Raw genomic sequence first — 21,820 nt, 5'->3', positions numbered from 1 at the left:
CGAGAAATGGGATCGATTTTTGGTCCATCCAGTGGCACACCACTGCTCCGCAGCCGAGGTGACGCGTAGAATCCGGCCACCCCGACTCGACGCCGGGGCTTCACGAGCGGCACAACTCGTGTTCTCTTTTGGTCGCGACTCGTAAGGAGACGAATCCCAAATGGCACGCAATGAACAACTCATTCGCCAGCACAAGTTGCTCCAACTGCTCGAATTGTCGCGTTTCGGTCGCACCCTGGAAGAACTGCGAGGCGATTTGGTCGCGGACTTGGGTCTGACCAAACTGCACGAGCGGACGGTCCGCCGCGATCTAGAAGCACTGCAGGCCGCGGGCTTTGACATCCAATCGGAAACCGTCCAACGTGGACGCGTGTTCAAATTGGGCCAAAACACCACCGATGTCCACGAGATCGGCATTTCGGCGACCGAATTGATCGCCCTGTCGATCGGACGCGAACTGCTCTATCCGCTGATGGGCACCCAATACTGGCGTGGCATCGAGACCTTCTGGAATAAAGTCCAAGAAGCGGTGCCCAACGGCGTCTTCGATCACTACGCGCGGTACCGTGCCGCGCTGCACGTCTTCGGCTCGCCCAGCAAATCCTACGAACGCCAAGAAGGGATGCTGAAAACGATCAACCGCGCGATCCTGGAGCATCGACTCGTCGAAATCGAATACGAATCGATCGGCAAACCGGTGTCGACTCGAAAAATTGAACCCTACGGCTTGGCCGTCTATCAGAGCAGCATCTACATCGTGGCAGCGGTCCCGGGCACGACAACGACCGATCAAGCGGAGAACCGCCAGCGTTTACGGAATTGGAAACTGGATCGATTTCATCATGCCACGCTGCTGGACGAATACTTCAAGCCTGATCCACAGATCGACTTGTCGAAGTACCTGGGCAGCAGCATCGGAATCTTCTCGGGTGATTCCACGACGCTGGTCAAAATTCGCTTGGGAAAACGGAGTGCCGCCTACCTTCGCGAAGACCCCTGGCATCCGGAACAATCGCTGGAAGACCTGGGCGACGACCAGACCATGCTGACCGTCCCGGCCGCTCACCCGCGGGAGATCCTGCCCAAAGTCCTCTCCCTGGGTGCGGATGCGGAGGTCATCGAGCCGGCCGAGTTCCGCGAGACGGTCGCCGAATCGGTGCGAGAGATGGTCGCCCACTACACGTGAACAACACTTGGTCGAACAGTGACTGGCCAGGCGGACGCACTGATCAACGTGGACGGCGGTACCGACCATCCTCGGCACCAATGGCAAACGGTCGAAAATACCGATAGCCCTGCTCGGACAGATAACTCCGACGAACCTGTTCCTTCAGAATCCGATTGCCAAAGTACCATTGCAAGAACCGTGGATGAACGGCTTGGATGTCGTTGACCGGTGCTGCGATCGGGACCGCTGGTCGCCCCATCACTCCTCCGTGCGGCGCGACCTCTCCGATTTGCTGAAATCCCATGATGCGGCGATAGATACGGACATGTTTCGGGTGCACCGTCGCCAACAGATCGTCGACGCCCTGCCAACGCGCAAACTGCACGGCGGCAGCCGTCATGGCAACCAGATGCTCCGTCCGGGGCTGGGAAAAATCAGGTGCAACGGCGAACGAAGAAAGCTCAGCGGTCAATTCGTGTCTCTCGCGCTCTCGCTGAACTTCTTCCTCAAAGACTTCCTCCATCGGCAGTCGATTGTTTTCATCTAACACCAACGAAAGGGTTGCGACGCGTCTGTGATCCGCCCGCCCGGAAAAGACCTGTGTCTCTCGCCACAGGTGAAACGGCAAGACACGCATCCCGCTCGCAGTCGGATCACAAAGCCCAGCGCGAACGTAACTGTCGTGCAACGTCCGAAAAGCTGCTTCATAATCTTGAAGCGAACGGGCGGTGAAACATTTGACCTGAAACAGCTCGCTTGGATTCCATGTTTCCGCAGCGGTCATCGCCGGCACAAGCGGCCGATCAACGCGAACGCCCGATGCCTCTTCGTCGTCGACGACTTGGGTCTCTTCGGCAGTCATGGCTTGCGAAGCAGGCGCCATTGCTCCGAGTCGTCTTTCTAATCGTCTCTCTAAACGTTCAGCCTTGCCCATTGCCAAGCTCCATAGTTCGCGGCAGATGCCCGAACAAAGTCCAGGAGCAAAAAGAGGGCCAATGCGCAACCAGCCACGTGATCCCCCGTCCGGTCGCACGTCGGCTCGCCCATCGCCGGTTTAATGACAACCACTTGGTCAGCGAGTGTCCAGCCTGGCGGGCACTCGATCAATCAGCCAGCGGGCTAAACGGCCAATCAGCCAAATGGGAAGGCCCGGACGCTGGCACGAACCGGCTGATGTCAAACCATGATCAGCCGTTTGGCGCGAGCCTACGGGCCCGGACTGGAAGAAACGACGCTTCACTTTGCAGTATTGTGCTACAAAGCGCGAGATTTGCCCTCGTAATGCACGCCACCACGACGAGGAACAGCTCAAGGTCCCGTTGCGCCTCAGCTGGCGGGCGTGGTCGTCGAGGCGGGCGTGGTGGTCGAAGTAGGGGTGTCGATCATTGGCGGCTGACTTCGCGACAGCACCGATTCCACTCGATCCATCAACCGCTGCGCGTCATCAATACTGCCGGTTGCGTCATCCGATGCCGACGCCACAAACTCCGCATTGCAATGACGGCAGGCGACGACTCGACCGAGCAACGAGCCACGGATCTGAATTCGCCGGCCACACGTAGGACAAGACCGTGTGAAGCGAACAAGACTGTTAGTACTCATCAGCCATTCCTAAAGAGAGACATCCTTTGACTAGGGCTGCAAGGGGAAGAACTTACCCCTTCTGAGCACATTAATCAAGCTTAAAAACCCAAAACCACTCTTGTTAGGCATTCACAGAGTCGCCGGAGGTGGCAGAACGCCGCATTTCAGCAACATCAGCCGACTTCCCCTACCGAAAATCGGCTCCATCCAGTCGAATCGCACCGTTGATTGATTCCCTTTTTTACGTTTCAAAATAAGTCTCAATGCCCCCCAAAACAGGTCATTTCATCGCCATCGACGGGATCGACGGCGTCGGTAAATCCACGCAAATCCATGGGCTGGAGCGTCTCCTGGGTGAACTCGGCATGGAGTTCCTGACGACACGCGACCCTGGAAGTTCGGAAATCGGTCAACGCTTACGAGCACTGTTGCTCGAAAGCCAGCTGACCATGCATCGACGAACCGAGGCGATGCTGTTCATGGCCAGCCGCTGTGAAATGGTTGAAACGACCATTCGACCGACGCTCGCCGCCGGAAAAAGCGTGATTAGCGATCGTTTTTTGTTGGCCAACGTGGTCTACCAAAGTGTCAGTGATGGCCCGACGGGGGTTTCCCCGGACTTGCTCTGGCAAATGGGAGAGCTGGCCAACGGGGGGGTCCACCCCGATTTGACGCTGTTGCTGGACATGCCGGCTGAACAAGCGTTGCGTCGGATCGAAGGGCCCACCGACCGGATGGAATCTCGTGGGGCGGAATACATGGAGTCGGTCCGCCAATCGTTTCTGACCGAGCTGCCCCGAGCGAGTCCATTCACTGCCGTGATCGACGCCGCGCGTTCGCCTGAGGAAGTGCAGGCGGAGATTCGAAAAGCGGTGGAGAACTATTTGAGCGCGTCGACCTGATCGATCAGCGTTTTGCCACGGACTTTCGTTTCGCCGAAAAACGCGATCGGACGAAACCGCAAGGGGCCACCACCGAGAGCCTTGGTTTCCACTGTCACCGTGCCCTCGTCGCCCTCCACGTTCGCGACGCTTTGACCGAGATGATGGAGTTCGATTCGGTCGGCACCGGGACATTGCAGGCTGACGTCGATCGCTGTCGCGTTGCTGCCGTCATTGCCGAACCCGTCGGCCTGTTGGCGTGCCTTGGTGACGGTGGCCGTCGGCGCGGGGCGATCGCCTTGAACGTCGACTTGCGACACAAACGTGACGCGAGGTTCGGTACGATCGAGCCCGGTTAGTGTTGCACGGACGTCATAGATTCCGGACGTGCCTTCGGGCCAATTGATGTCGACGGTTTGGACCTCCACGGCACCGGTCAGCGGAACGACTTGAAACATCCGATCATCGATGGACAGTTCCAACGAAGCGGGTCGCGACTTGGGGACTTTTAATCGCAGCGAACGACGTGAGATTTTCATCCGCCTTCTGCCGTCGGTGACGAAGCGTGCTTCCACCAGTTCATCGGGCGCTTTTGCGAACGGTTGCGCGAGCGGATCGCCCACGATCAGCAATTGATAGGGTGACGCAACGGATTGATAAAAGGACTCGATCGCCGAAAGTCCCCGGGCGTAGTACCCATAAAGCATCGGTGTGGGAAACTTGTACTGCAGCGAAAAGGGCTCGGCGACCGCACCGCTCGACATCGCGGCGCCGGCACTGAGGAACGCCGTCAACTTGGTTTGGGATCCGATATCGAATGCCCCGCCGTAACTGGTCAAGTTCTCGGCAATCGACCCCCGCACCAGGATCCATGGCTTTCCCATCACATCGGCCGTCGAGGTGCCGAGCATCAGACCAACGATCGCTCCTTCTTTGAAGGGAACGACGGCATTGAACACTTCGGTTTCGAATCCGTTTTCTTGCAGATAGACGATCGTGTCGGCGACGCCCGGAAACCTGGTTTTTGATCGAACGTCTCCGGTCGTGCTGAACGCAAAGCGACCTCGGGGAAACGTTCGATCGCCCTTGCCGGCGCGCAACAGAATCCGAACGGCATCGCTGAGGGTGGAACCATTTGGATGCACGACGGCCAACGAACACGCGCACAAATAGGGGATCCCACCGTCTTTGATTTCCACCGGGCTGCCGGTCAACGTCCACCCCACGCTGGACGAAAACGCTTGCGGTCCCTGCCAAGCGATCGGACTGTCATCAAGATACGGCAGGGCTTTTTGAATCAGTGGGTCGTCGAGATGTTTTTCCAGTGCCGGCGTCTCGGTCAGATAACTGGATGATCGCCAGCCGGCTTTGAGTGCCGCACGAATCATCTCGACCGCCGGTTCGGCTTGCCCATCGAGTGAATACGCCTCGGCGGCGCGAAGCGCCAGCGCCGGCATCGTCTTCGGGTGCCCCTCGTGCAGCTTCCTCCAAATGGCTGCCGATTCGGCGTACTTTTCTTCCTTGAGCAGTTTCATGGCTGCTTCAAACTCGGACTTTTTTTCTCCCGCAAACGGGTTCAGAAAGTGCCGCTCGAATTTTCCCCGCGCATACAGGTTGGACGCAAAACTCAGGTATCCGGGATCGTCGGCCAAGACGTAGCGATAGAAATAGGTCAGGCCCGTGATCGAAGCGACCGGCAACTGGTACTTTTTCGCCGTCGGATCGGTGAGCTTGTCGCAATGCGACGAGATCTTGACGGCGGTGGGAAAGCCCGCCGAATAGGCGATCACACGGGCGACGGGCGAGATCCCCCGCGCATCAATCTCGGCCAACAGCGGTTTGAGAATCTGATCGCGAAACGCCTCCAATTCGACATGAAGGCCGCTCGGGACGTCGCTCAGCACGACCACGTTCTTCGTCGGGATCTTGCGTGCATCGATGTAATAGTTGGCGACGGTCCGCGAGACCATCGAATCACCGTTGACCACCACCACCACATTTTCGCTACTCATCCCCGCCTGAACCGCTTCGACAAACCCCAGCACCGCCAGGGACAAGATCGATGCGATCGCGATGTGGCGAAACGATGTTCGTGGGACGAACCCCGGGGGGAAAGCGACCGGCCGGCGGGGGGTCAGGGTTGAAGTCATGCGTAGCTGTTTCCAATCCGCGTCGGTCGGGTCATGGCTGGGTTCATTGACATTGTGATTGGGACGAAAGATCAACGCGATCACAACGGGGGCAACGGTGCAAAAATCGGGACGGGTCGGGAAAGTGTTCGATCCCGGTTCGGTTTCTAACTATTCTACTGGGTGAACACTCCCGTGATTCTCCCGTCGCACCGGGCGATCCCACACGCTCTTCTCGGACCACGACTGATGCCCAAGTCCAACGCGATTGCCCGACTACTGATTGCCGTTTCGACCGCGTTGTTGTTGTCGGTCGCCCCGGCGAAGGCCGATTTTGAAATCTCCGTCGGCAGCGGAACGGTCGATCCGGGCGGCAACCTGTTGTTGGATATTGGGATCGCCAGCGACGCACCGCCGCAGAATTTGGCTGAATTTGAGTTGATTCTGCAGATCACACCGCTGAGCGCCGCTCCGGGCAGTTCATTGGTTTTCGTCGATCCACAATCGGAAACGTTTCTTCAGAACGCCGACTACATCTTTGTGGGCAACAGTGATTCCGTTATCAACGGATTCGATGCGACGCTTGTCTCATCGCCCGTCGAAATCATTGTCAGTGACGGCACCGCGGATTTTTCGAACACGTCGGTCACCGGCGGACACCTGCTGGCGAGCGTTGACCTTGCACATCTTCTCGGCGGGTCATCGGCGGCGGCAACTGCGGGTGACCAATATGGCGTGAGCGTCCGTCCGGAATCATTCTTCGCACAAGCCTCCGGTGACGAGATCGATTTCAGCTTCACCCCGGGCGTCGTGACGGTGGGCGCGGTCGCCATTCCGGAACCCGCTGCGGCAACGATGCTGATGCTCGCCAGCTGCGGCGTGGTCCTTCAGCGTCGTCGTCGGTAGCACTTCCTGCGGCCGTGCTTACTGCCGCAGCTCACCCTTTTCATTCGCCTGCCAAACCTGCCGGGTGTTGACGTCCATCGCCGTCAACCAACCGCCGCCATAGCAATAGGTGTCCAAGCAAATCAGGTGGCCCGAGTCGAGAATCTCTCCGTCTCGATTGGCGGTGTGTCCGACCACCGCGGTCTTGCCGCTTTGATGTTGGGGCGGAATGCCATTGGTCAGCGAATACCAACGCAGCATTTCGATCGCTTGCTCTTCCAACGGCAACTCGGGATCGTAGGCGGCATGGGTGAAGAAGAAGTCACCGGAGACATAAAAATCGCCGAGCGAATCGAGAAACTGTTGGTGTTCAGGCGGCAAGAAATCAAGATCGCCGTCGAAGCCATAGCTTTCCAAGGTCTCCACGCCGCCATATTTCAACCAGGCGTGGTGCGATCCGCCGTGATGCAGGACCTCCAACATCATTTCTTCGTGGTTGCCCAGCACGCCGACCAACTGCGAACGATCGGCGAGTCGAATCAGGGTGTCGATCACCCCGCGAGAATCCGGTCCCCGATCGATGTAGTCGCCCAGCGTGACGATGATGTCCTCGCCGGTCGGATCAATCGCATCCAACACTGTTTCCAGGGCGGTGCGACAACCATGGATGTCTCCGATCGCGATCAATCGTTGCGTCACAAATATTCCTATCGTAGCCGGCGTTTCCAGCGATCCCGGGCATTGCACACTCTGCCCCCCCACCAGGGTCGTTTTGGGTACAAAGTGTGCGAGATCAGCGTTCGTTTAAATAGAGTTCAGGTGAACAGGTGGTCTCAAAGTCGTTTCTACGTTGAAAGTTTGTGAAAGCTCAGCGACACTGTCTAGGCAGCGATCACGACGGCAAGGCTTTCCCCGTTCGCCAGGCCCGCTTTTGCGGTGCTTCGCTCACCCCCTCTCTGCAAGTTTTCCAGGATCGGATGTTAGCATGAGTACCACTGAATTTCCCAGCACCGATTCGGCCGAGTTTCCGGAGCGTCCCGTCGACGCTGTCGATCTGGAGGATCAGGGTCTGGGGGATCAGGATCTGGAAGAGGTCGATGCCTGGGACGAGGAGGAGCTGGAAGAAGAACCGGTTCTGCAGACGGACGAGTCCGCGGCGCTGATTGGCAGCATGGCCGTGCATATCTTGATCATCGTCTCGTTGGCGATCGCGCCCAGCGCCGTTTTTAAAGACGAAGAAGCGGTCGTGATCGTTTCACCCCCGGTGGAAACCGAATCCGAACCGCTGGTGGAAGAGGTGGTGTTCAGCGAAATGCCGGAGATCGCGATCGGCGCCAACAGCACCGCCGAGGCCGAGATGGCGGACGCGTCGGCTGAAATGTTCGCGGAAATCGCCGAGATCCCCAGTCCCGTCGAACTTGAAAAAAGCGATTTGGGCGACATCGAAGTCAATCGAATATTTTCCCAACCGATGGCCCCCATGGACCGCCTGACCGACCGCAAAGGCACCGTCGGCGAAGGCGCCAGCGGCGCGGCCGGTGCCGTCGATCGTCTCACCTTCGAAATTCTGCAATCGATGGAAGAGCGTCCGACGTTGGTCGTCTGGCTGTTCGACCAAAGCGGATCGCTGCACCGCCAACGAAGAGAGATCCGCGACCGATTCGACCGGATCTATGACGAGTTGGGCATTATCGCTGACGCCAAAGCCAAGGACGAGAAAGAGCTGGCCGCGCAACGTCGACGCGGCATGAACCACGACGCCCAATTGCTCAATTCCGTCATCGGGTTCGGCGAAAAAATCACGCTCTACACCGAGACGCCTACCGAAGACGTCGACGAAATCAAACAGATCGTCGACAACATCGAAACCGACGCATCCGGCATGGAACGCGTCTTCACCGCCGTCAAAAGCGCCGCCGAACAGTACAAGTCGCTGCGCGTCAGCCGCGGCGGCAACGAACCGCAGCGGAACGTGCTGTTGATCGTCGTCACCGACGAACGTGGCGATGACGAACAGCAGGTCGAAGACACGATCGAGATTTGCCGCAAATACGGTATGCCGGTTCACATCATCGGCGTCCCGGCTCCCTTCGGACGCCGCGAAACGTTGGTCAAGTACATCGATCCCGATCCCAAGTACGACCAATCCCCGCAATGGGCATCGGTCGACCAAGGCCCCGAGTCGTTTTTGCCCGAGCGCGTCCAATTGCCGTTCACCGCCAACTTCGAAGAAGAGCCGACGATCGACAGCGGCTTCGGCCCCTACGCGTTGACGCGTCTGAGCTATGAAACCGGTGGGATCTACTTCAACGTCCACCCCAATCGCAACGTTTCTCGCCGAGTCAACAAGCGTGACGTGGCCGCGTACGCTTCGGACATGGAGTACTTCTTTGACCCGGCCGCGATGTCTCGCTATCGCCCCGACTATTTGTCGCCGCGCGATTACGTCGCCAAAGTCAAATCGAGCCCCTTGCGCACCGCCCTGGTCACCGCGGCCCAACTCAAACCGGTCACCGGCATCAGCCGCCCAAGACTGCGTTTCATCGGAACCGACCAAGCCCGACTGTCGGGCGACTTGACCCGCGCACAGCAAGACGCAGCGCGACTCGAGCAGCCCCTGGCACGGATGGCGATGACGCTGGAACCGGGCATGAAGTACCGAGAGTCCGAAGAGAGTCCGCGTTGGCGCGCCGGCTTCGATCTCGCCATGGGACGCGTCCTGGCCCAGAAAGTCCGCACCGAAACGTACAATGCCATGTTGGCCAAAGCGAAATTGGGCATGTCGTTCGAAAAAGAAAAGAACAACACCTGGATTCTCGAGCCGAGCGACGAAGTGACCGTCGGCAGCAAATGGAAACGCGAAGCCGAAACGGCCAAAATGCTGCTCGAGACCGTCGTCAAGGAGCACCCCGGAACACCGTGGGAATTGCTCGCCAAGAAGGAGCTGGAAGTGCCGATCGGATGGACATGGACCGAAGATTTTACCGATCTGTCGCCGCCGCCACGACGCAACCCGGGCAACAACAACAATCCCCCGCGGCCGGCCAGCGACGATCAAAAACGGATGCTCCAAAAAGCACCCAAACGCCCCGTGCCGAAGCTGTAGCCCGAACCGGACGCGGCGACGTGTTTCCAGCGGGAAGCGTCAGCGACCGGCGCGTGATGCACCTCTCCCGCCAAAACTCTCTTTCGCCCCCGACATCGGATTTGTTACCTAGGGACGAGTTGACGATCTATCGACTCGATAATCCAGGGAAACCAACCGATGATGCGTCCCTCCCGACGTTCGTTTGCCGCGTTTTGCACCGCCGCCGTTGTCACCGGGCTGTCCGCCGCCCCAGCCCAGGCTGCCCCACCGAGCTTGTTGCGGCTGTTCGGAAAATCAAAACCGATCGACGAAGCGGACTCGTTCGTGCTGACCGAAGAGGATGGACCCTGGCTGTTGCTCGCAACGACTTTTGTGGGTGAAGACGCCAAAGACCGTGCCCAACGAACCGCTGTCGAAATCCGCAGTGAGCTTCGATTGCCCGCGTTCATCTACAAAGAAGAATTCAATTTCACCGGCACCGCCGGCGAAGACAACGCGACCGGCCGACGGGCCCGCTATGCGAACCCCCACCAATACCAGGCGTATGCCGTCTTGGTCGGCGAATACGACTCGGTCAACCACGAAAGCATCGACCGGGACCTTGAACGCCTCAAATCGGCAGACCTCGATGTGTTCCGCGATCCCGACGATGTCGCCGCCGAATACAACACCGAATCTCCCGCGTCGATGATCAAGGCGTTCGGCGAGCAATTGTTCAAATCACGTAAAGGCCGCGGTCGCAACCCAATGGCCGCCGCCTTCGTCACCCGAAATCCGCTGCTGCCCGAAGGGTTCTTTCAACAACCCGAAGTCGATTCATTCGTCAAACAACTCAACGAAGGCACCGACCACAACCTGTTGGAAGCCGATGGCAAGTTCACCGTCGTGGTCCGAACCTTCAACGCCTGTGGAACGATTCTTGGCGCCAAGAACCAGGACAAATTCAAGCCGAGCGAAGAGCGGATGGCCAAATTCGCCCGTCAAGCGGACAAGATGGTCAAAGAACTTCGCAAGCAGGGCGAGGAAGCCTACCAGTACCACGACCGCGATCGCTCCGTCGTCACCATCGGCAGCTTTGAATCACTCGGTCGTGAATTGCCCGGCGGTGGATTTCAGTATGAGCCGGAAATTCGTCGGCTGATGCAACAATACAGCGCCCTCAATGCGGCACACGCCAAACGTGTTCCCGGTCGCCAAGGCGTCGCAGCGAATCATGTCGCCATGATCCCGTTTGACGTCCAGCCGACACCGATTGCCATCCCCAAAGCCAGCAAGCGTAGCCTGTATAGCGCTCTGCGGTAACTGCTGCGACGTCGACCACATTCGCTGCCGCTCGCCGGCGGCATCAACGGCGAGGGGCGAATCGTCGGGGGAAAATGTTGATGTCGGTTTGCCTGACCGCCCGCCCCCCCGCTCTCTACCGAAAACGCACCGGTACCTTCCCGCCATCAATGGGAACCGCAGTTTTCATCCTCAAACAGCTGCCGCATCCACGCCCGCCAGAGCGTGGATGCTCCGCCGTCCGGCGACGGCAGCCAGGCAACCGGCCCCGACGACGCTCCAGTCGCAACAATTTTTCCGGTTATGCGGAATGCTTCAAGAATCCGGTGCGAAGATGCCGACATTCATACCAAGAGCGGTCTGCTTTGCCAGAAATCCGCCCCCGATCACATGGGGGCGTTGGCTTGACGACCGACTCCGGCATCCCTATGCTTCGGCCTTTAAGTTGAAAGCTTGCAAAGGGTTACATCATTCGCCCTCAAGCGTATTTTGGGTCGGCGGAGAGCCAGCAGGAGTCGGGAGTGACCAAGAAAGACATCGTCCGAACGATTTCTGACGAAGTAGGCCTAACGCAACAACAGACGAAGAAGATCGTCCAAAAGACCTTTGATTCGATTATCGAGACGCTTGTCCGCGAGGGTCGAATCGAGCTGAGGAATTTTGGCGTCTTTGAAGTCAAGCCGAGGGCTGCACGCCGTGCGCGCAATCCCCGGACAGGCGACGAGGTGATCGTACCGGAAAAGTACGTCGTTACCTTCAAGCCTGGTAAGTACATGGAGGTCAGGGTTCAGGACGCAGAACTCGACGTTCACCATGACGAGCTGTCAGGTGACGTTGACGAAGCGAACGCCGGTGCCCAGGTTTCCCCAACCGATACCACGCCGTCCAACAAGATTACCGGTCGCTGGGACGAAGATTAATCGATCGTCACAGGGGTCGTGGCCCAACTGAAAACGTTCACGGAGGAACGTCCTATGCGTCGCTTGTTCCAACTCACCATGCTGGCCGTCTGCGTCAGCAGCTCCGTCGGATGCTTTCTTCCGATCTATTCGCCGCGTCCTGAACGCCGCGTCCAGCAGTTGCTCTACACCTCCGAAGACATGCGGTCGGTGATCGACGAGTGGGAACGATTCTGGTTCCTTGATTCGCCCAGTCACCTGACTCCGATCCGGACTCACGGCGGCATCATGTAAGCTGCGGACAAGGACCCAATAGGCAACGCTGCGAAGCACTATTAGCGGCAGGGCGCGAGCCCTCCGGTGTTCCGCGAAGCACTATTAGCGGCAGGGCGCGAGCCCTCCGGTGTTCTGTGAAGCACTATTAGCGGCAGGGCGCGAGCCCTCCGGTGTTCGGGTAACGATGAGGAACCGGAGGCCTTGCGTCCTGCCGCTAACACCTCGGCAAACGCAGCCGTTGAAACGAAAAACGCCAAGAGGCTCAATGCCCCTTGGCGTCATCGACGTACCCATGGTGTCAAACCGAAGCCTGCCTAAGCACGCTCACGTTACCGGATGATGTTGGTCAGCTCTTCCAGCATTTCGTCCGACACGGTAATCGTCCGTGCGTTGGCCGAGAAACCACGCTGGGCGACGATCAATTGGGTGAACTCTTGGGCGATATCCACATTGGAACGCTCAAGCTGGCCTCCCATGATCTGTCCTCGGTTACCGGACATTCCGCTTCCCAGCGATGCTTCTCCGCTGCTCATCGACTGCTTGAAATAGTTGCTGCCCACGGCGTCGAGTGCGTTGGGATTGCTGAACGTGGCGATCGCGAGTTGGGCAAGCGGAATCGCCCGTCCGTTGGAAGCCAAGCCCGTCAGCTCGCCGGTTGTCGAGACCGCGACAGACGTCAGCGACCCCGGTGGGATACCGTCTTGCATCTGAGTGATCGAAAAATCCGTCGCGAGATGGCTCAGTCCGGAGAAATCCAACGCGATCTCTTGCGGTGCGGTGATTCCATTGAATTGGATCTCGATGTTCGCGTCGCCCACCCCGGTCAGCCCAGCCAAACCATAGCTGCCGTCCTCGTTGAACGTCAGATTCAGTACGGAGTTGTCGATCAACACCCCCGATTCGGCACGAATGTCGGCGGTGACCGACCAGGTATTCGCGGACTCTTTCAAAAAGTCAAAATTGATCCGGTGGCTTTCGCCTCGAACGTCAAACACTTCCATGGACAACTCAAACGTGTCACCGTTGCTGCCCTGGGTGCTGAGAAACATCGAGTTGGCAGAGAAACTTGATCCGCCCACGTTGCCCGACGCATCGCGAAGCAACAGACTGAGAAACCCCTCGCCGGTCGTGTCCGAAGTGACCGAAAGCGTACCGTCGGCGGCCAGAGCAGCCGTCGCGCCGGTCAACGCACCGTTGAGCGAGTCGACGAGATCTTGAAGCGTAGCGGTCTCCGCGTTCAAGTTCGCGGAAAAGGGCGTCCCGTCGGGATTCGTCCCGGAGATCTCAATCACGTCACCGGCGACATAGTCCGTCGTGTTGATGGTCAAATCGTTCAGCAATGTGGTTCCATCGGCCACTCCGGACGACGTGGAGAATCCAGTGAAGGACTGCAGCACTTCGGCAACCGGCGGCGAAGAACTTGACGGCAGGTTGCCGGTGAAGTTCACCATGCTGCTTGCTTCGCCGGCGATCGGCGCGCCGATCGGAACGTTGATGTAGCTTTCGCCGATGTCTTGGAACGCGACACCGCCGTCGGCCCCTTCGCCGACATCCCCCATTCGCTGCACCAAAAATCCGGTCGCCGGGTCGACCAAGCGACCGTTTGAATCCAGCGAGAAGGCTCCCGCACGCGAGTAGACGTTGTCGTTGGACTGACCAGCTAACGTAAAAAAGCCTTCGCCCTGAATCGCAAAGTCAAAGATTTGCGAGGTCGATTCCAACGTCCCCTGAGTAAAGCTTCGCGTGATCTGTGCAGTCTGCACCCCCGTTCCGATCGCTTGCGGATTGATGCCGCCGCTGTCTTCGGTGGCCGCCGACGCTCCCCGAGCGACGTTGTACATCAAGTCGCTGAACACGGCCGATTGAGATTTGAACCCCACCGTGTTCATGTTGGCCAGGTTATTGGCGACGACGTCAAGTTTTTGTTGATGGGTGCGAAGTCCGGTGATGCCGGTCATCAAAGATCTAGACATAGGTTGCCCCTAAAGATGGTAGATGTTTGGATGGAAATGAAATGAAAGAGAGAAAAAGGGAGAGAGTTCAGCGGGAGGTTCGACCTCCCGGTTTGGTAGCCGTCCCGGTTGTTACGCGGCCTCGGCCACGCGTGCGATTTGATCCAGGGAAACGGTCTGACCATCGACGAGTACCTGGATGGAGTCATCGATATTGAAGACGTCGGTCGCGACACCGGATTTGATCGAACCCGATGCTTCATCGAGGTAGTCGACGGACTTGCCGATCAGGTTGACACCCTGCGTCAGTTCCTGCAGCTGCATGTATTGGTTGAATGACGCATTGAGGTTTTCGATCCCTTCCAAAATGGAAAACTGCGTCAAGTCATTGATCAAACCTTCCTGATCAACGGGATCCACCGGATCCTGGTGCTGAAGTTGAACGGTCAACAACTGAAAGTAGTCGATTGAAGCGGATTGCGAGGTGATTCCTTCCATCTGTCTCTCCTTATGCCACGATGTTGACGCCGCCGCCGGAAACCGATGCTCGGCTCCCCTGCGTCTGCGTTGTTTCTGGTTTTGATTGGTAGCGATGTTCGGCGGTCGGTTGACGACCATCCGATTCTGTCGACGATTGATCGTCGTATGAAATGTTGATGTCGGATGTTTCGAATCCGAGATCCGAGAGGGCCTCCATCAACTGGTCGCGATGACTGGTCAATAACTCGCTGGTGACGAATTCGGTTGCGATGATCTGTGTTTCGATCGCTTGATCGGACTGCGTGACCTGAATCTTCAATGTTCCCAGTTCGGCCGGATGAATTTCGACACGGACGGTCTGTCCTTCAAGCTGCAGACTCGATCGCATCGCATCGCTGATCACTTCAGCCGACTTTTTGACCGCTTCCGGTGATGCCGGTGACTGCGAAATGAATTCTTCCAACGAAAGTGTCTCCAGGATCTCCTGGTCGACAACCATTTCGGCCGCCGCATTGAACGGAGACTCGATCGGCACGACCGAGGGCTGTTCGCTCAGGTCCGGGGTCACATCGATCGGTTCACCCGAAACCATCGCGTCAAACGAATCACCGCGAGAAGACGGTTGCCCATCAAGTTCGGTTTGGCTTTGCGTATCGATCGACACCGACTCAAGCACTTCTGAATCGACAAACAGCTCGCCGGCATCTTGACTGTCCAGCGATTCCGAGTCGTCGGCCGACTCTTTCGACACCGGTTGGATTGCTCCCATGGCGGGAGCATTTTCATGGGCGGTTTCACCGGCCGAGTCGGACGCCAACCCCGATGCGATTTGTGGTTGAGCATTTTGCCCGGCAAGCTGTTCAGTGACGGTGTCGTCGGCGGCCGCATCAACATCGTTCGCCCGGTCTCGTTCGTTCGATGTGACTTCGCTGTCGAAACGATCTGCCACCCGAGAATTTGACTCGGCGGATTCGGGTGATTCGGCGACTCCAGGTGACTCGGCGGCTTGCTGCAGCGTCGCGACTCCGGAAACCGGTCCGCTGGATTCACTCAGCCCCTCGACTCCATCGACCGAGTCAGCTCCGACAACGGCTTGCACTTGCAGTCCCTCGGCAGTCCCGAAGATCGCCGCTGCATCATCCGCGAGCTTTGCTGACTCCCATCGGTCGTCCTGGCGCTCGCCATTTCCTGCCTCGGCCGTTGCATTACCAACCCGATCAACCTGTGACGGCACAGCCCCTGCTTGCGAGTTCGCCTGATCGTCCTTCGATGACGCGAACTCATCGGGCAGATGGGCTTTCTCGGCACGTTCGCGTTGGTTTGCGTTACCGCGGTCGTCCAGCGGTGTTTTGGTTTCGGCAGCGTGAGTCTCCGCAGGCTGAACGTCCGCGTTGCTGACCGCGTCGAAAACCGTTGCATCGCTTCGAGCGTCCGAGGAAAGCTCGGCATCGGAAGCATCGGTATCGGTATCGGAAGCATCGTCATCGGAAGCATCCGCACCATTCACCGGTTCGGTGCCGTCGACCAGCAGCCCCTCGGCCCCAAGATCGGCAAATCCCTCGGCGTCAGCTTCCAACACCTCAGCTTCCATCACCTCAGCTTCCATTGCAGCGTCGGCATCTGCTGTGGAGACCGCATCGACGTCGCCATGATTCGCGTCGTCACGAAGGACGGACGACAAACCATCGGTCAGCCCGAAATGCGGCGACAGCAACGGATCGACTGGGATCGCCATCGCATCACCTTGCGTGCTGACGTCGCTCGCGTCGCCTGCATCATCTTGCGGCATCGCGTCGACCACCAAGCTTGCCGATTCCCAATCGGTGTCCGGCCGCTCTGAAGTCTCGCCATCGCTGCCAGTTGCCTGAGCGACGACAAATTCAGTGGTGGATGCCGCGGCATTGGCCGTCGCAACTGCTGACGCCTCCGCTTGGGCGTCGGGATCATCGCTTGCCAGAAGCTTCTTCACAACTGACTCAAACGACTCAGCCGCTCCGGCTGCATCTGCCGACTTGCCCTTCGATTGAGACGACGGCAGCTTATCGGAGCAAGACGTCGTGCAAGGGAAATCGAAAATGAGGTTTGCCATTTTTTCCTCGAAGTGAGTTTCAGTCCGCAGACACGTCAGCGGAACACTTGGCAAACGCTGTGCCAAACTCATCAGAGGCTCAAAATAGCTTGCTTATCGGCGGGTCATTTACGCAGAATGATCAACCGTCATTTCTGAAATTTCCTCAAGTCATCGGCGCGGAAAATCCTGCATCGCCAGAGGCAATTGTTTCCTCAGTGCTCCGTCAGCTATTTGATTTAGGGTGCCGCGGAAAAGGGGTCGGGTACCAAAAATGCGAAGCACCCAATGGGCCATTTGGTTTTTGGTACCTGACCCCTTTTCCGCGCGACAAACGCAACCGCAACTTCATCTGGACAGAGCACTCAGGCTGCCTTGCGACCCTCGCCCGGACTTTCGCGGTATCGCTTGATTTTATTGGTCAGCGTTCGCGGCGAGACTCCCAATTTTTCCGCAACCAAACGCCGATTGCCGAAGCGATCAATCGCAGCGGTAATGATCTGCCGTTCGACCTCTTCCAAATGCGTATGCAGCCAACGCTCCGGCAGCGGCTCCGGTTGATCCTCGCCATCTGCTGCACGGTCCGATTCGCGGTCTGCTGTACGGTCTGCGACGCCGGCGTGAGCGCTGTGGCCGCTCCGCCGGTCCACGGACTCAGCGGTCTCGGGCAGCCCCAGATGCTCGACGCTGATTCTCGGACCGTCCGACAACACGCAAGCCCGGTGAATCACATTGCGTAGCTCGCGAACATTTCCCGGCCAATCATGACGGGCCAGCGCCTTCATCGCAGGCGCATCCAAACCTTCGATTTCGACTTCGCCCTCGTGTTTGAATTGCCCGATGAAATGCATCGCCAACGGCGGAATGTCACCGATCCTCTCACGCAGTGGCGGAATCACAATTTCAATCACATTGATTCGGTGGAACAGGTCCAGCCGAAAATTGCCTTCGTCGATTTCGTGTTGAAGGTCTCTGTTGGATGCCGCGACGATTCGTACATCGTGGTCAATCGGCGTGCTATTGCCGACGCGTTCGAATCGCTTCGATTCCAAAACACGCAGCAATTTCGCCTGAGACGCGATCGGAATTTCGCTGACTTCATCGAGCATCAGTGTGCCGTCGTTGGCCAACTCGAACCGTCCTTGCCGCGCCGCGACGGCGCCGGAGAAAGCGCCCTTCTCATGCCCAAAGAGTTCGCTTTCGAGCAGATTCTCTGGAAGCGCGGCGCAGTTGACCGTCACCATGGCCTTGGACGACCTGGGACTGGATTGATGGATCAGTTCGGCAAACAGCTCCTTGCCGGTACCGCTTTCACCGGTCAGCAACACCGGGGCACTCGAACGCCCCGCTCGCTGAGCAAACTTGATCAGCTGTTTGATTTTTGGTGATTGAGTGATAATCATCCTAAAGACGCACGGATGCGAATCCCGAAGGTCGCGTCAGGCGTGATGGTTCCCCCGATAGGCGTTTTGCATTTGCACCGCGCGTACACTTCCTTGAATTTTTGGAAACAGCCGTCGCAGTGAGTCGACCGACGCTTTCTCCAGGCCGGCCAATTTCGGCATCAACGATTTGACCACGTCGATGGTCTCGTCCGTCAAGGCCTTGATCTGCCCGCTGGCGTGCTCATGTTCCTCTTGATAACGCTCGCGGAGCGGTCGCAGCAGATCCTCGGTCTGCTTGATTTGCTTCATCTGCTCGTTGATCGCCTCGACACCACGTCCGGGCTCGCGTTCAATCGCATCGACGATCTCACTGAGAGACTGGTACTGCTGCTTGAGCTTGATGGTGTAGTCGATCAGCGTCTGTTCTTCATGGGCTAACATAGGTTTCTGACCTTTCCAGGAGGGCATCGAATTCTGTTGACACGCGATTGAATTTCACCTGTGTTCCATCCGCAGCCTCTGCATACTTAAGCCACCACTTGGCTGCTTTGACGGGATAATCCGTCGATTCTTCATTGGCGATCTCCCGCAGCGTTCCCTGAGCTTTCTCAAATTCGCCGAGTTTACGTTGGCACAGCGCGATCAGCAGATCCAGCCAGGTGCGGTCGGACTGGGAAAGCGCATCGACCGATACAGAGCGAAACGCCTTGAGTGCCGATTCATAATTTCCGGTACGGTAGAGGCTTTCGCCGAGCGCCATGGCATTGACCGGATTGGGCAGAATCCGCTCAGCGGGCCTGTCGGCTTCGGGCGCAGGTTCTTCAGCGGCATCGCTTACCGGAGCCGCATTGTTCAAGCTGTCGTCGATGGACGACAGCGCCGAGCCAGAGTCTGCTGCCGCCCCGGGACGACCAACCGGATCCGCTTGAATCACGTCGCCGCTGGGCACGGACAGCGTGGGCGCTGCGGTCCCCCCAGGGATCCCGGACGCTTGCCCGGTCGGCGCGGCCATCATTCGGTCACGACGAAGCCGCTGAAGAATCCGAATGCGTTCGCGAATCTCAGACAGACTTCTGGTTGACCGCCCCGCCGATGACCCAGCCTCCGTGCCATCGGCCGCCCCGTCACCATCGACAGAGCCGCCGCCAGGAACCCAAGCACTCGGCCGCCCCGATTGGGACGCCGGCTGCGTCTCTGGCTGGGACGCTGGATCGCCTGCCGATTGACGTTCCAACCGGGCCTCCTGCGTGGTCTTGATCAGGGCATCGAGACGATCTTGCACGTTTTGGTTACTTGCAGAATTACCGGTCATCATCGAACGCAGCGACGGCGCGTCCCGTTCGGTCGCTTGACCACACACCGGCCCCGCCAGCCCCCACAACGCGACCAGCGGAAACACCAACAGACGCTTACCGAATACTCTTGCAATCAACGTGACGCAGCCTTCTGAGGGTTGTGTTCGAACTTTCATGGCGACACCGCCGTTTCACCGCCAGCCTCTGACGCCGCCCCTTCGGACTTGGGCAACAGCCCCGCAAAGCACAAGGCGGCAGCGTAGTGGTCACCCGATCGCTGCAGCGTTTGACCGAGCTTTTCCAGCGCACTGGACTGAATCTCCTGATCGATGTCCATGCTCAACAGACGCCGACAGATCGCTTCACTTTGCTCCAGATTCCCTAATTCCAATTGAATCGACGCGTGCAGGTACAACACCCTGGGCAACAGCGTTGCAGAAACCGTCCCGAACGACTCAATCGTCTCGTTCGCTTTGTCTAACGCCTGCGAAGCATAGTACATCTCTGCAAGTTGCAACCGAATCCGCTCGTTCCAATAACCAGCCGGGGCGATGTCCAATGCCTCGTTCAAGCGATCGATGGCATTGGATCGCAAACCGACCGCCGAATAGGCCTTGGAAACGACCAACGCATCAGCATACGAAACGACATCGTCCGGCTGCAGCGCCGCCAGGGCCAACACCACGCGTTGCCCTTCATCCTGCAACCCGAGCGTTGGCCCGACATGCTGAAACCTCGCGAACGAGGAAAACACACTCGCCAGCCGCTCCAATGCCCCGCCGCTCAAGCTAGGCGACGCTTCAAACAGCACGGCATTCGCAGAATACGGATCTCCCGTCAACAAATACGCCTTCGCAAGCGTCATCGCGGCTCGTGCGAACACTGCCGGGTCGTCGGCCCGCCGCAATCCACGTGACGCCGCCGTGATCGATTTCTCCAACTGACCAAATTCCAACTCCAAGTCCGCGATCATTGAATAGACCTGAGCCTGAAGCTCCGCCGACAAGGTTTGATCGAGCGCCATGTAACTCGAATGCAAGGCGTTAAGTTTCTCGCCACGAACAAGCGAGAGCGATGCCTCGTTGAAATACAGCTTGGCACTGAGTTCATCAGCCGGACCAACATCTCGGGCCGAACGGTATTTTTCCACCGCAACATCCCAGCCGCCAGACAGACGAGCGTTGTTGCCCTCGTTCATGATCGCCGCGGCGGTACGCTCGACACCGCTGGCATGCCCCAGCCCTTCCTCCTTGTTGAGGCTTAACTGAACCTGCCGCAAGATTCGCTGCGCACGGGCTAAGTCGAACGAAGCCAGATCCTTGGACGTCAACTCATCGCGTGCCATGATCGTCAACACGCCTTCGGATTGACTCCAAGCCAACGCCATCGGCTCCAGCACGTGATCCAACAACATCGAGACGGGCATCACGGGCGAATCAACATCCGCCAGACGCCCGACCAGCGACGACTTGGCCTGCTCGGTCACAATGACCTGCAACCCAGACAGTCGCTGCAACTCTGAAATCAGCTCCAACACCGAGATGCCTTCCATATGAGCCTGCACCAGCATCAGCGAGACGCCACCGTCATAGTCCTGCAGCAGCTTCAACCCTGACGCAGGATTTGCCGGCGGGTCGGTCGGCGACTTGAAATCAGCCAGCTCAAGAATCGGCTCCACCATCACCGGGGACCAATGGTACTCCATCGGCTCTTTTCGCAGCGCCTCGATAACGACTTGACTGGCGAGCAGTCGCCGCTGCAGGCAGTCGGCCAATTGCTGATGAATCGACTCCCGAATGATCACCGGGTAGCCCTCATGCGAGTAGACCAGAAACAACTCACCCAACAGCGAGATCGCTTCACCCAACTGACCTTCGCGTTCCCAAAGCCGGGCCAACCCCAACAGACTGACCAATTGCTGTGCCGAGCCCTTCTTCGCAACACGGATGGCACTGTGGTAATGCTTTTCGGCTTGCTGATGCAATCCCGCCAACTCCGACGCCAAACCCAGCCGGATCAGAACGGCACAGTCGACCGGCAGATTGGCTTGCTGCCAGAGCTTGCTGTAGTGCTTGACGGCACCGATCGAATTCCCGCCGAGCAATAGGCGATCGCCCAACTCGAGCACGCCGAAGTCGATCGGCTGGCTACGCTGCGACGACGGACCGGAGTCATTCCAGATCCCCGAGACCGCATCGGGATCCGCCAGCGCTGCCTGAGGGTTCACCCCCAATGCAGGTTTCACAGCTCCCGATTCTTCGCTCGCGGCCGGTTCGGCAGCGGAGTCGGCGGCAACCTCGACGGCCGGGGACGGCTCAACGACAACCGGCGACTCGACGTCCACCTCCGGCTCCGAGGGCCAATTGTAGACCAGCCCGCCGACCGCACCGATCGCCAGAAACACTGAAATCCACAAGACTTCCGCTCGAAACACCGTGTTGCATCCTGC

18 protein-coding genes are annotated in these 21,820 nt (G+C 58.3%); 7 read left to right on the top strand and 11 right to left on the bottom strand.

The window, feature by feature from the left end; genetic code table 11:
* Nucleotides 1-160: 160 nt before the first annotated feature.
* On the top strand, nucleotides 161-1,186 hold the full coding sequence (locus TBK1r_RS04085) for a helix-turn-helix transcriptional regulator (protein WP_145207651.1): 1,026 nt from the start codon (nucleotides 161-163) through the stop codon (nucleotides 1,184-1,186).
* A 43-nt stretch (nucleotides 1,187-1,229) separates the two neighbouring features.
* Here the strand turns inward: TBK1r_RS04085 and TBK1r_RS04080 are convergent, their stop codons facing one another.
* Complete coding sequence (locus tag TBK1r_RS04080; RefSeq protein WP_145207650.1) at nucleotides 1,230-2,051, bottom strand: N-acyl amino acid synthase FeeM domain-containing protein; 822 nt, start codon at nucleotides 2,049-2,051, stop codon at nucleotides 1,230-1,232.
* Between the two features lie 443 nt (nucleotides 2,052-2,494).
* Nucleotides 2,495-2,770, bottom strand: coding sequence for a response regulator (locus tag TBK1r_RS04075; protein ID WP_419580947.1), 276 nt, complete (start codon nucleotides 2,768-2,770; stop codon nucleotides 2,495-2,497).
* A 245-nt stretch (nucleotides 2,771-3,015) separates the two neighbouring features.
* On the opposite strand from TBK1r_RS04075, the gene tmk reads away from it, so the two are divergent.
* Nucleotides 3,016-3,654, top strand: a complete 639-nt coding sequence (gene tmk, locus TBK1r_RS04070; protein ID WP_145207649.1) for a dTMP kinase — start codon at nucleotides 3,016-3,018, stop codon at nucleotides 3,652-3,654.
* On the opposite strand, the gene TBK1r_RS04065 is transcribed toward tmk, so the two are convergent.
* Entirely contained in the window at nucleotides 3,633-5,783 is a 2,151-nt protein-coding gene (locus TBK1r_RS04065; RefSeq protein WP_145207648.1) for a hypothetical protein, read from the bottom strand. The genes tmk and TBK1r_RS04065 overlap by 22 nt on opposite strands.
* 228 nt (nucleotides 5,784-6,011) lie before the next feature.
* On the opposite strand from TBK1r_RS04065, the gene TBK1r_RS04060 reads away from it, so the two are divergent.
* Complete coding sequence (locus TBK1r_RS04060; RefSeq protein WP_145207647.1) at nucleotides 6,012-6,668, top strand: hypothetical protein; 657 nt, start codon at nucleotides 6,012-6,014, stop codon at nucleotides 6,666-6,668.
* An 18-nt stretch (nucleotides 6,669-6,686) separates the two neighbouring features.
* Here the strand turns inward: TBK1r_RS04060 and TBK1r_RS04055 are convergent, their stop codons facing one another.
* Nucleotides 6,687-7,346 (bottom strand): metallophosphoesterase family protein, encoded by a 660-nt coding sequence (locus TBK1r_RS04055; protein WP_145207646.1) that lies wholly within the window; start codon nucleotides 7,344-7,346, stop codon nucleotides 6,687-6,689.
* A 286-nt stretch (nucleotides 7,347-7,632) separates the two neighbouring features.
* Between TBK1r_RS04055 and TBK1r_RS04050 the strand changes: the two genes are divergently transcribed.
* The 4 genes from TBK1r_RS04050 to TBK1r_RS04035 all read left to right on the top strand — a co-directional run bounded on the left by TBK1r_RS04050 (nucleotide 7,633) and on the right by TBK1r_RS04035 (nucleotide 12,209).
* On the top strand, nucleotides 7,633-9,753 hold the full coding sequence (locus TBK1r_RS04050; RefSeq protein WP_145207645.1) for a vWA domain-containing protein: 2,121 nt from the start codon (nucleotides 7,633-7,635) through the stop codon (nucleotides 9,751-9,753).
* A gap of 159 nt (nucleotides 9,754-9,912) precedes the next feature.
* The gene (locus tag TBK1r_RS04045) at nucleotides 9,913-11,037 is read left to right on the top strand and encodes a hypothetical protein (protein ID WP_372896383.1); all 1,125 of its coding nucleotides are present in this window, start codon (nucleotides 9,913-9,915) and stop codon (nucleotides 11,035-11,037) included.
* Between the two features lie 500 nt (nucleotides 11,038-11,537).
* The gene (locus TBK1r_RS04040; RefSeq protein WP_145207644.1) at nucleotides 11,538-11,936 is read left to right on the top strand and encodes an HU family DNA-binding protein; all 399 of its coding nucleotides are present in this window, start codon (nucleotides 11,538-11,540) and stop codon (nucleotides 11,934-11,936) included.
* A gap of 54 nt (nucleotides 11,937-11,990) precedes the next feature.
* Nucleotides 11,991-12,209, top strand: coding sequence for a hypothetical protein (locus TBK1r_RS04035; protein WP_095740768.1), 219 nt, complete (start codon nucleotides 11,991-11,993; stop codon nucleotides 12,207-12,209).
* Nucleotides 12,210-12,520: 311 nt separating this feature from the next.
* Here TBK1r_RS04035 and TBK1r_RS04030 read toward each other — a convergent pair whose 3' ends face one another.
* The 7 genes from TBK1r_RS04030 to TBK1r_RS04000 form a co-directional block, all read right to left on the bottom strand.
* Nucleotides 12,521-14,164: a flagellar hook protein FlgE gene (locus TBK1r_RS04030; RefSeq protein WP_145207643.1), complete on the bottom strand. Its 1,644-nt coding sequence runs from the start codon at nucleotides 14,162-14,164 to the stop codon at nucleotides 12,521-12,523.
* A 111-nt stretch (nucleotides 14,165-14,275) separates the two neighbouring features.
* A complete protein-coding gene (locus TBK1r_RS04025) occupies nucleotides 14,276-14,641 on the bottom strand; it encodes a flagellar hook capping FlgD N-terminal domain-containing protein (RefSeq protein ID WP_372896381.1) in 366 nt (121 codons plus the stop codon).
* 10 nt (nucleotides 14,642-14,651) lie between these two features.
* The gene (locus tag TBK1r_RS04020) at nucleotides 14,652-16,592 is read right to left on the bottom strand and encodes a flagellar hook-length control protein FliK (RefSeq protein ID WP_419580946.1); all 1,941 of its coding nucleotides are present in this window, start codon (nucleotides 16,590-16,592) and stop codon (nucleotides 14,652-14,654) included.
* A gap of 464 nt (nucleotides 16,593-17,056) precedes the next feature.
* A complete protein-coding gene (locus TBK1r_RS04015; RefSeq protein WP_145207640.1) occupies nucleotides 17,057-18,094 on the bottom strand; it encodes a sigma-54 interaction domain-containing protein in 1,038 nt (345 codons plus the stop codon).
* A 36-nt stretch (nucleotides 18,095-18,130) separates the two neighbouring features.
* A complete protein-coding gene (locus TBK1r_RS04010; RefSeq protein WP_145207639.1) occupies nucleotides 18,131-18,517 on the bottom strand; it encodes a hypothetical protein in 387 nt (128 codons plus the stop codon).
* Nucleotides 18,504-19,547, bottom strand: a complete 1,044-nt coding sequence (locus tag TBK1r_RS04005) for a tetratricopeptide repeat protein (protein WP_145207638.1) — start codon at nucleotides 19,545-19,547, stop codon at nucleotides 18,504-18,506. The genes TBK1r_RS04010 and TBK1r_RS04005 overlap by 14 nt, the downstream gene beginning before the upstream one ends.
* A complete protein-coding gene (locus tag TBK1r_RS04000; protein WP_145207637.1) occupies nucleotides 19,544-21,805 on the bottom strand; it encodes a tetratricopeptide repeat protein in 2,262 nt (753 codons plus the stop codon). The genes TBK1r_RS04005 and TBK1r_RS04000 overlap by 4 nt, the downstream gene beginning before the upstream one ends.
* Between the last annotated feature and the right edge of the window lie 15 nt (nucleotides 21,806-21,820).

Origin of the sequence: Stieleria magnilauensis (genome assembly GCA_007753675.1) — a bacterium.
Classification (GTDB): domain Bacteria; phylum Planctomycetota; class Planctomycetia; order Pirellulales; family Pirellulaceae; genus Stieleria; species Stieleria magnilauensis.
Note: the sequence above shows the minus strand (reverse complement) of the source record. Positions and strands in the feature narration are given on the sequence as shown.

Excerpts from the sequence above, each read along its gene's own strand:
- TBK1r_RS04050 (WP_145207645.1), top strand. The coding sequence starts at position 7,633 with ATGAGTACCACTGAATTTCCCAGCACCGATTCGGCCGAGTTTCCGGAG.
- TBK1r_RS04060 (WP_145207647.1), top strand. The coding sequence starts at position 6,012 with ATGCCCAAGTCCAACGCGATTGCCCGACTACTGATTGCCGTTTCGACC.
- TBK1r_RS04015 (WP_145207640.1), bottom strand. The coding sequence starts at position 18,094 with ATGATTATCACTCAATCACCAAAAATCAAACAGCTGATCAAGTTTGCT.
- TBK1r_RS04065 (WP_145207648.1), bottom strand. The coding sequence starts at position 5,783 with ATGACTTCAACCCTGACCCCCCGCCGGCCGGTCGCTTTCCCCCCGGGG.
- TBK1r_RS04010 (WP_145207639.1), bottom strand. The coding sequence starts at position 18,517 with ATGTTAGCCCATGAAGAACAGACGCTGATCGACTACACCATCAAGCTC.
- TBK1r_RS04005 (WP_145207638.1), bottom strand. The coding sequence starts at position 19,547 with ATGAAAGTTCGAACACAACCCTCAGAAGGCTGCGTCACGTTGATTGCA.
- TBK1r_RS04035 (WP_095740768.1), top strand. The coding sequence starts at position 11,991 with ATGCGTCGCTTGTTCCAACTCACCATGCTGGCCGTCTGCGTCAGCAGC.
- TBK1r_RS04075 (WP_419580947.1), bottom strand. The coding sequence starts at position 2,770 with ATGAGTACTAACAGTCTTGTTCGCTTCACACGGTCTTGTCCTACGTGT.
- TBK1r_RS04045 (WP_372896383.1), top strand. The coding sequence starts at position 9,913 with ATGATGCGTCCCTCCCGACGTTCGTTTGCCGCGTTTTGCACCGCCGCC.
- tmk (WP_145207649.1), top strand. The coding sequence starts at position 3,016 with ATGCCCCCCAAAACAGGTCATTTCATCGCCATCGACGGGATCGACGGC.
- TBK1r_RS04025 (WP_372896381.1), bottom strand. The coding sequence starts at position 14,641 with ATGGAAGGAATCACCTCGCAATCCGCTTCAATCGACTACTTTCAGTTG.
- TBK1r_RS04080 (WP_145207650.1), bottom strand. The coding sequence starts at position 2,051 with ATGGCGCCTGCTTCGCAAGCCATGACTGCCGAAGAGACCCAAGTCGTC.
- TBK1r_RS04030 (WP_145207643.1), bottom strand. The coding sequence starts at position 14,164 with ATGTCTAGATCTTTGATGACCGGCATCACCGGACTTCGCACCCATCAA.
- TBK1r_RS04085 (WP_145207651.1), top strand. The coding sequence starts at position 161 with ATGGCACGCAATGAACAACTCATTCGCCAGCACAAGTTGCTCCAACTG.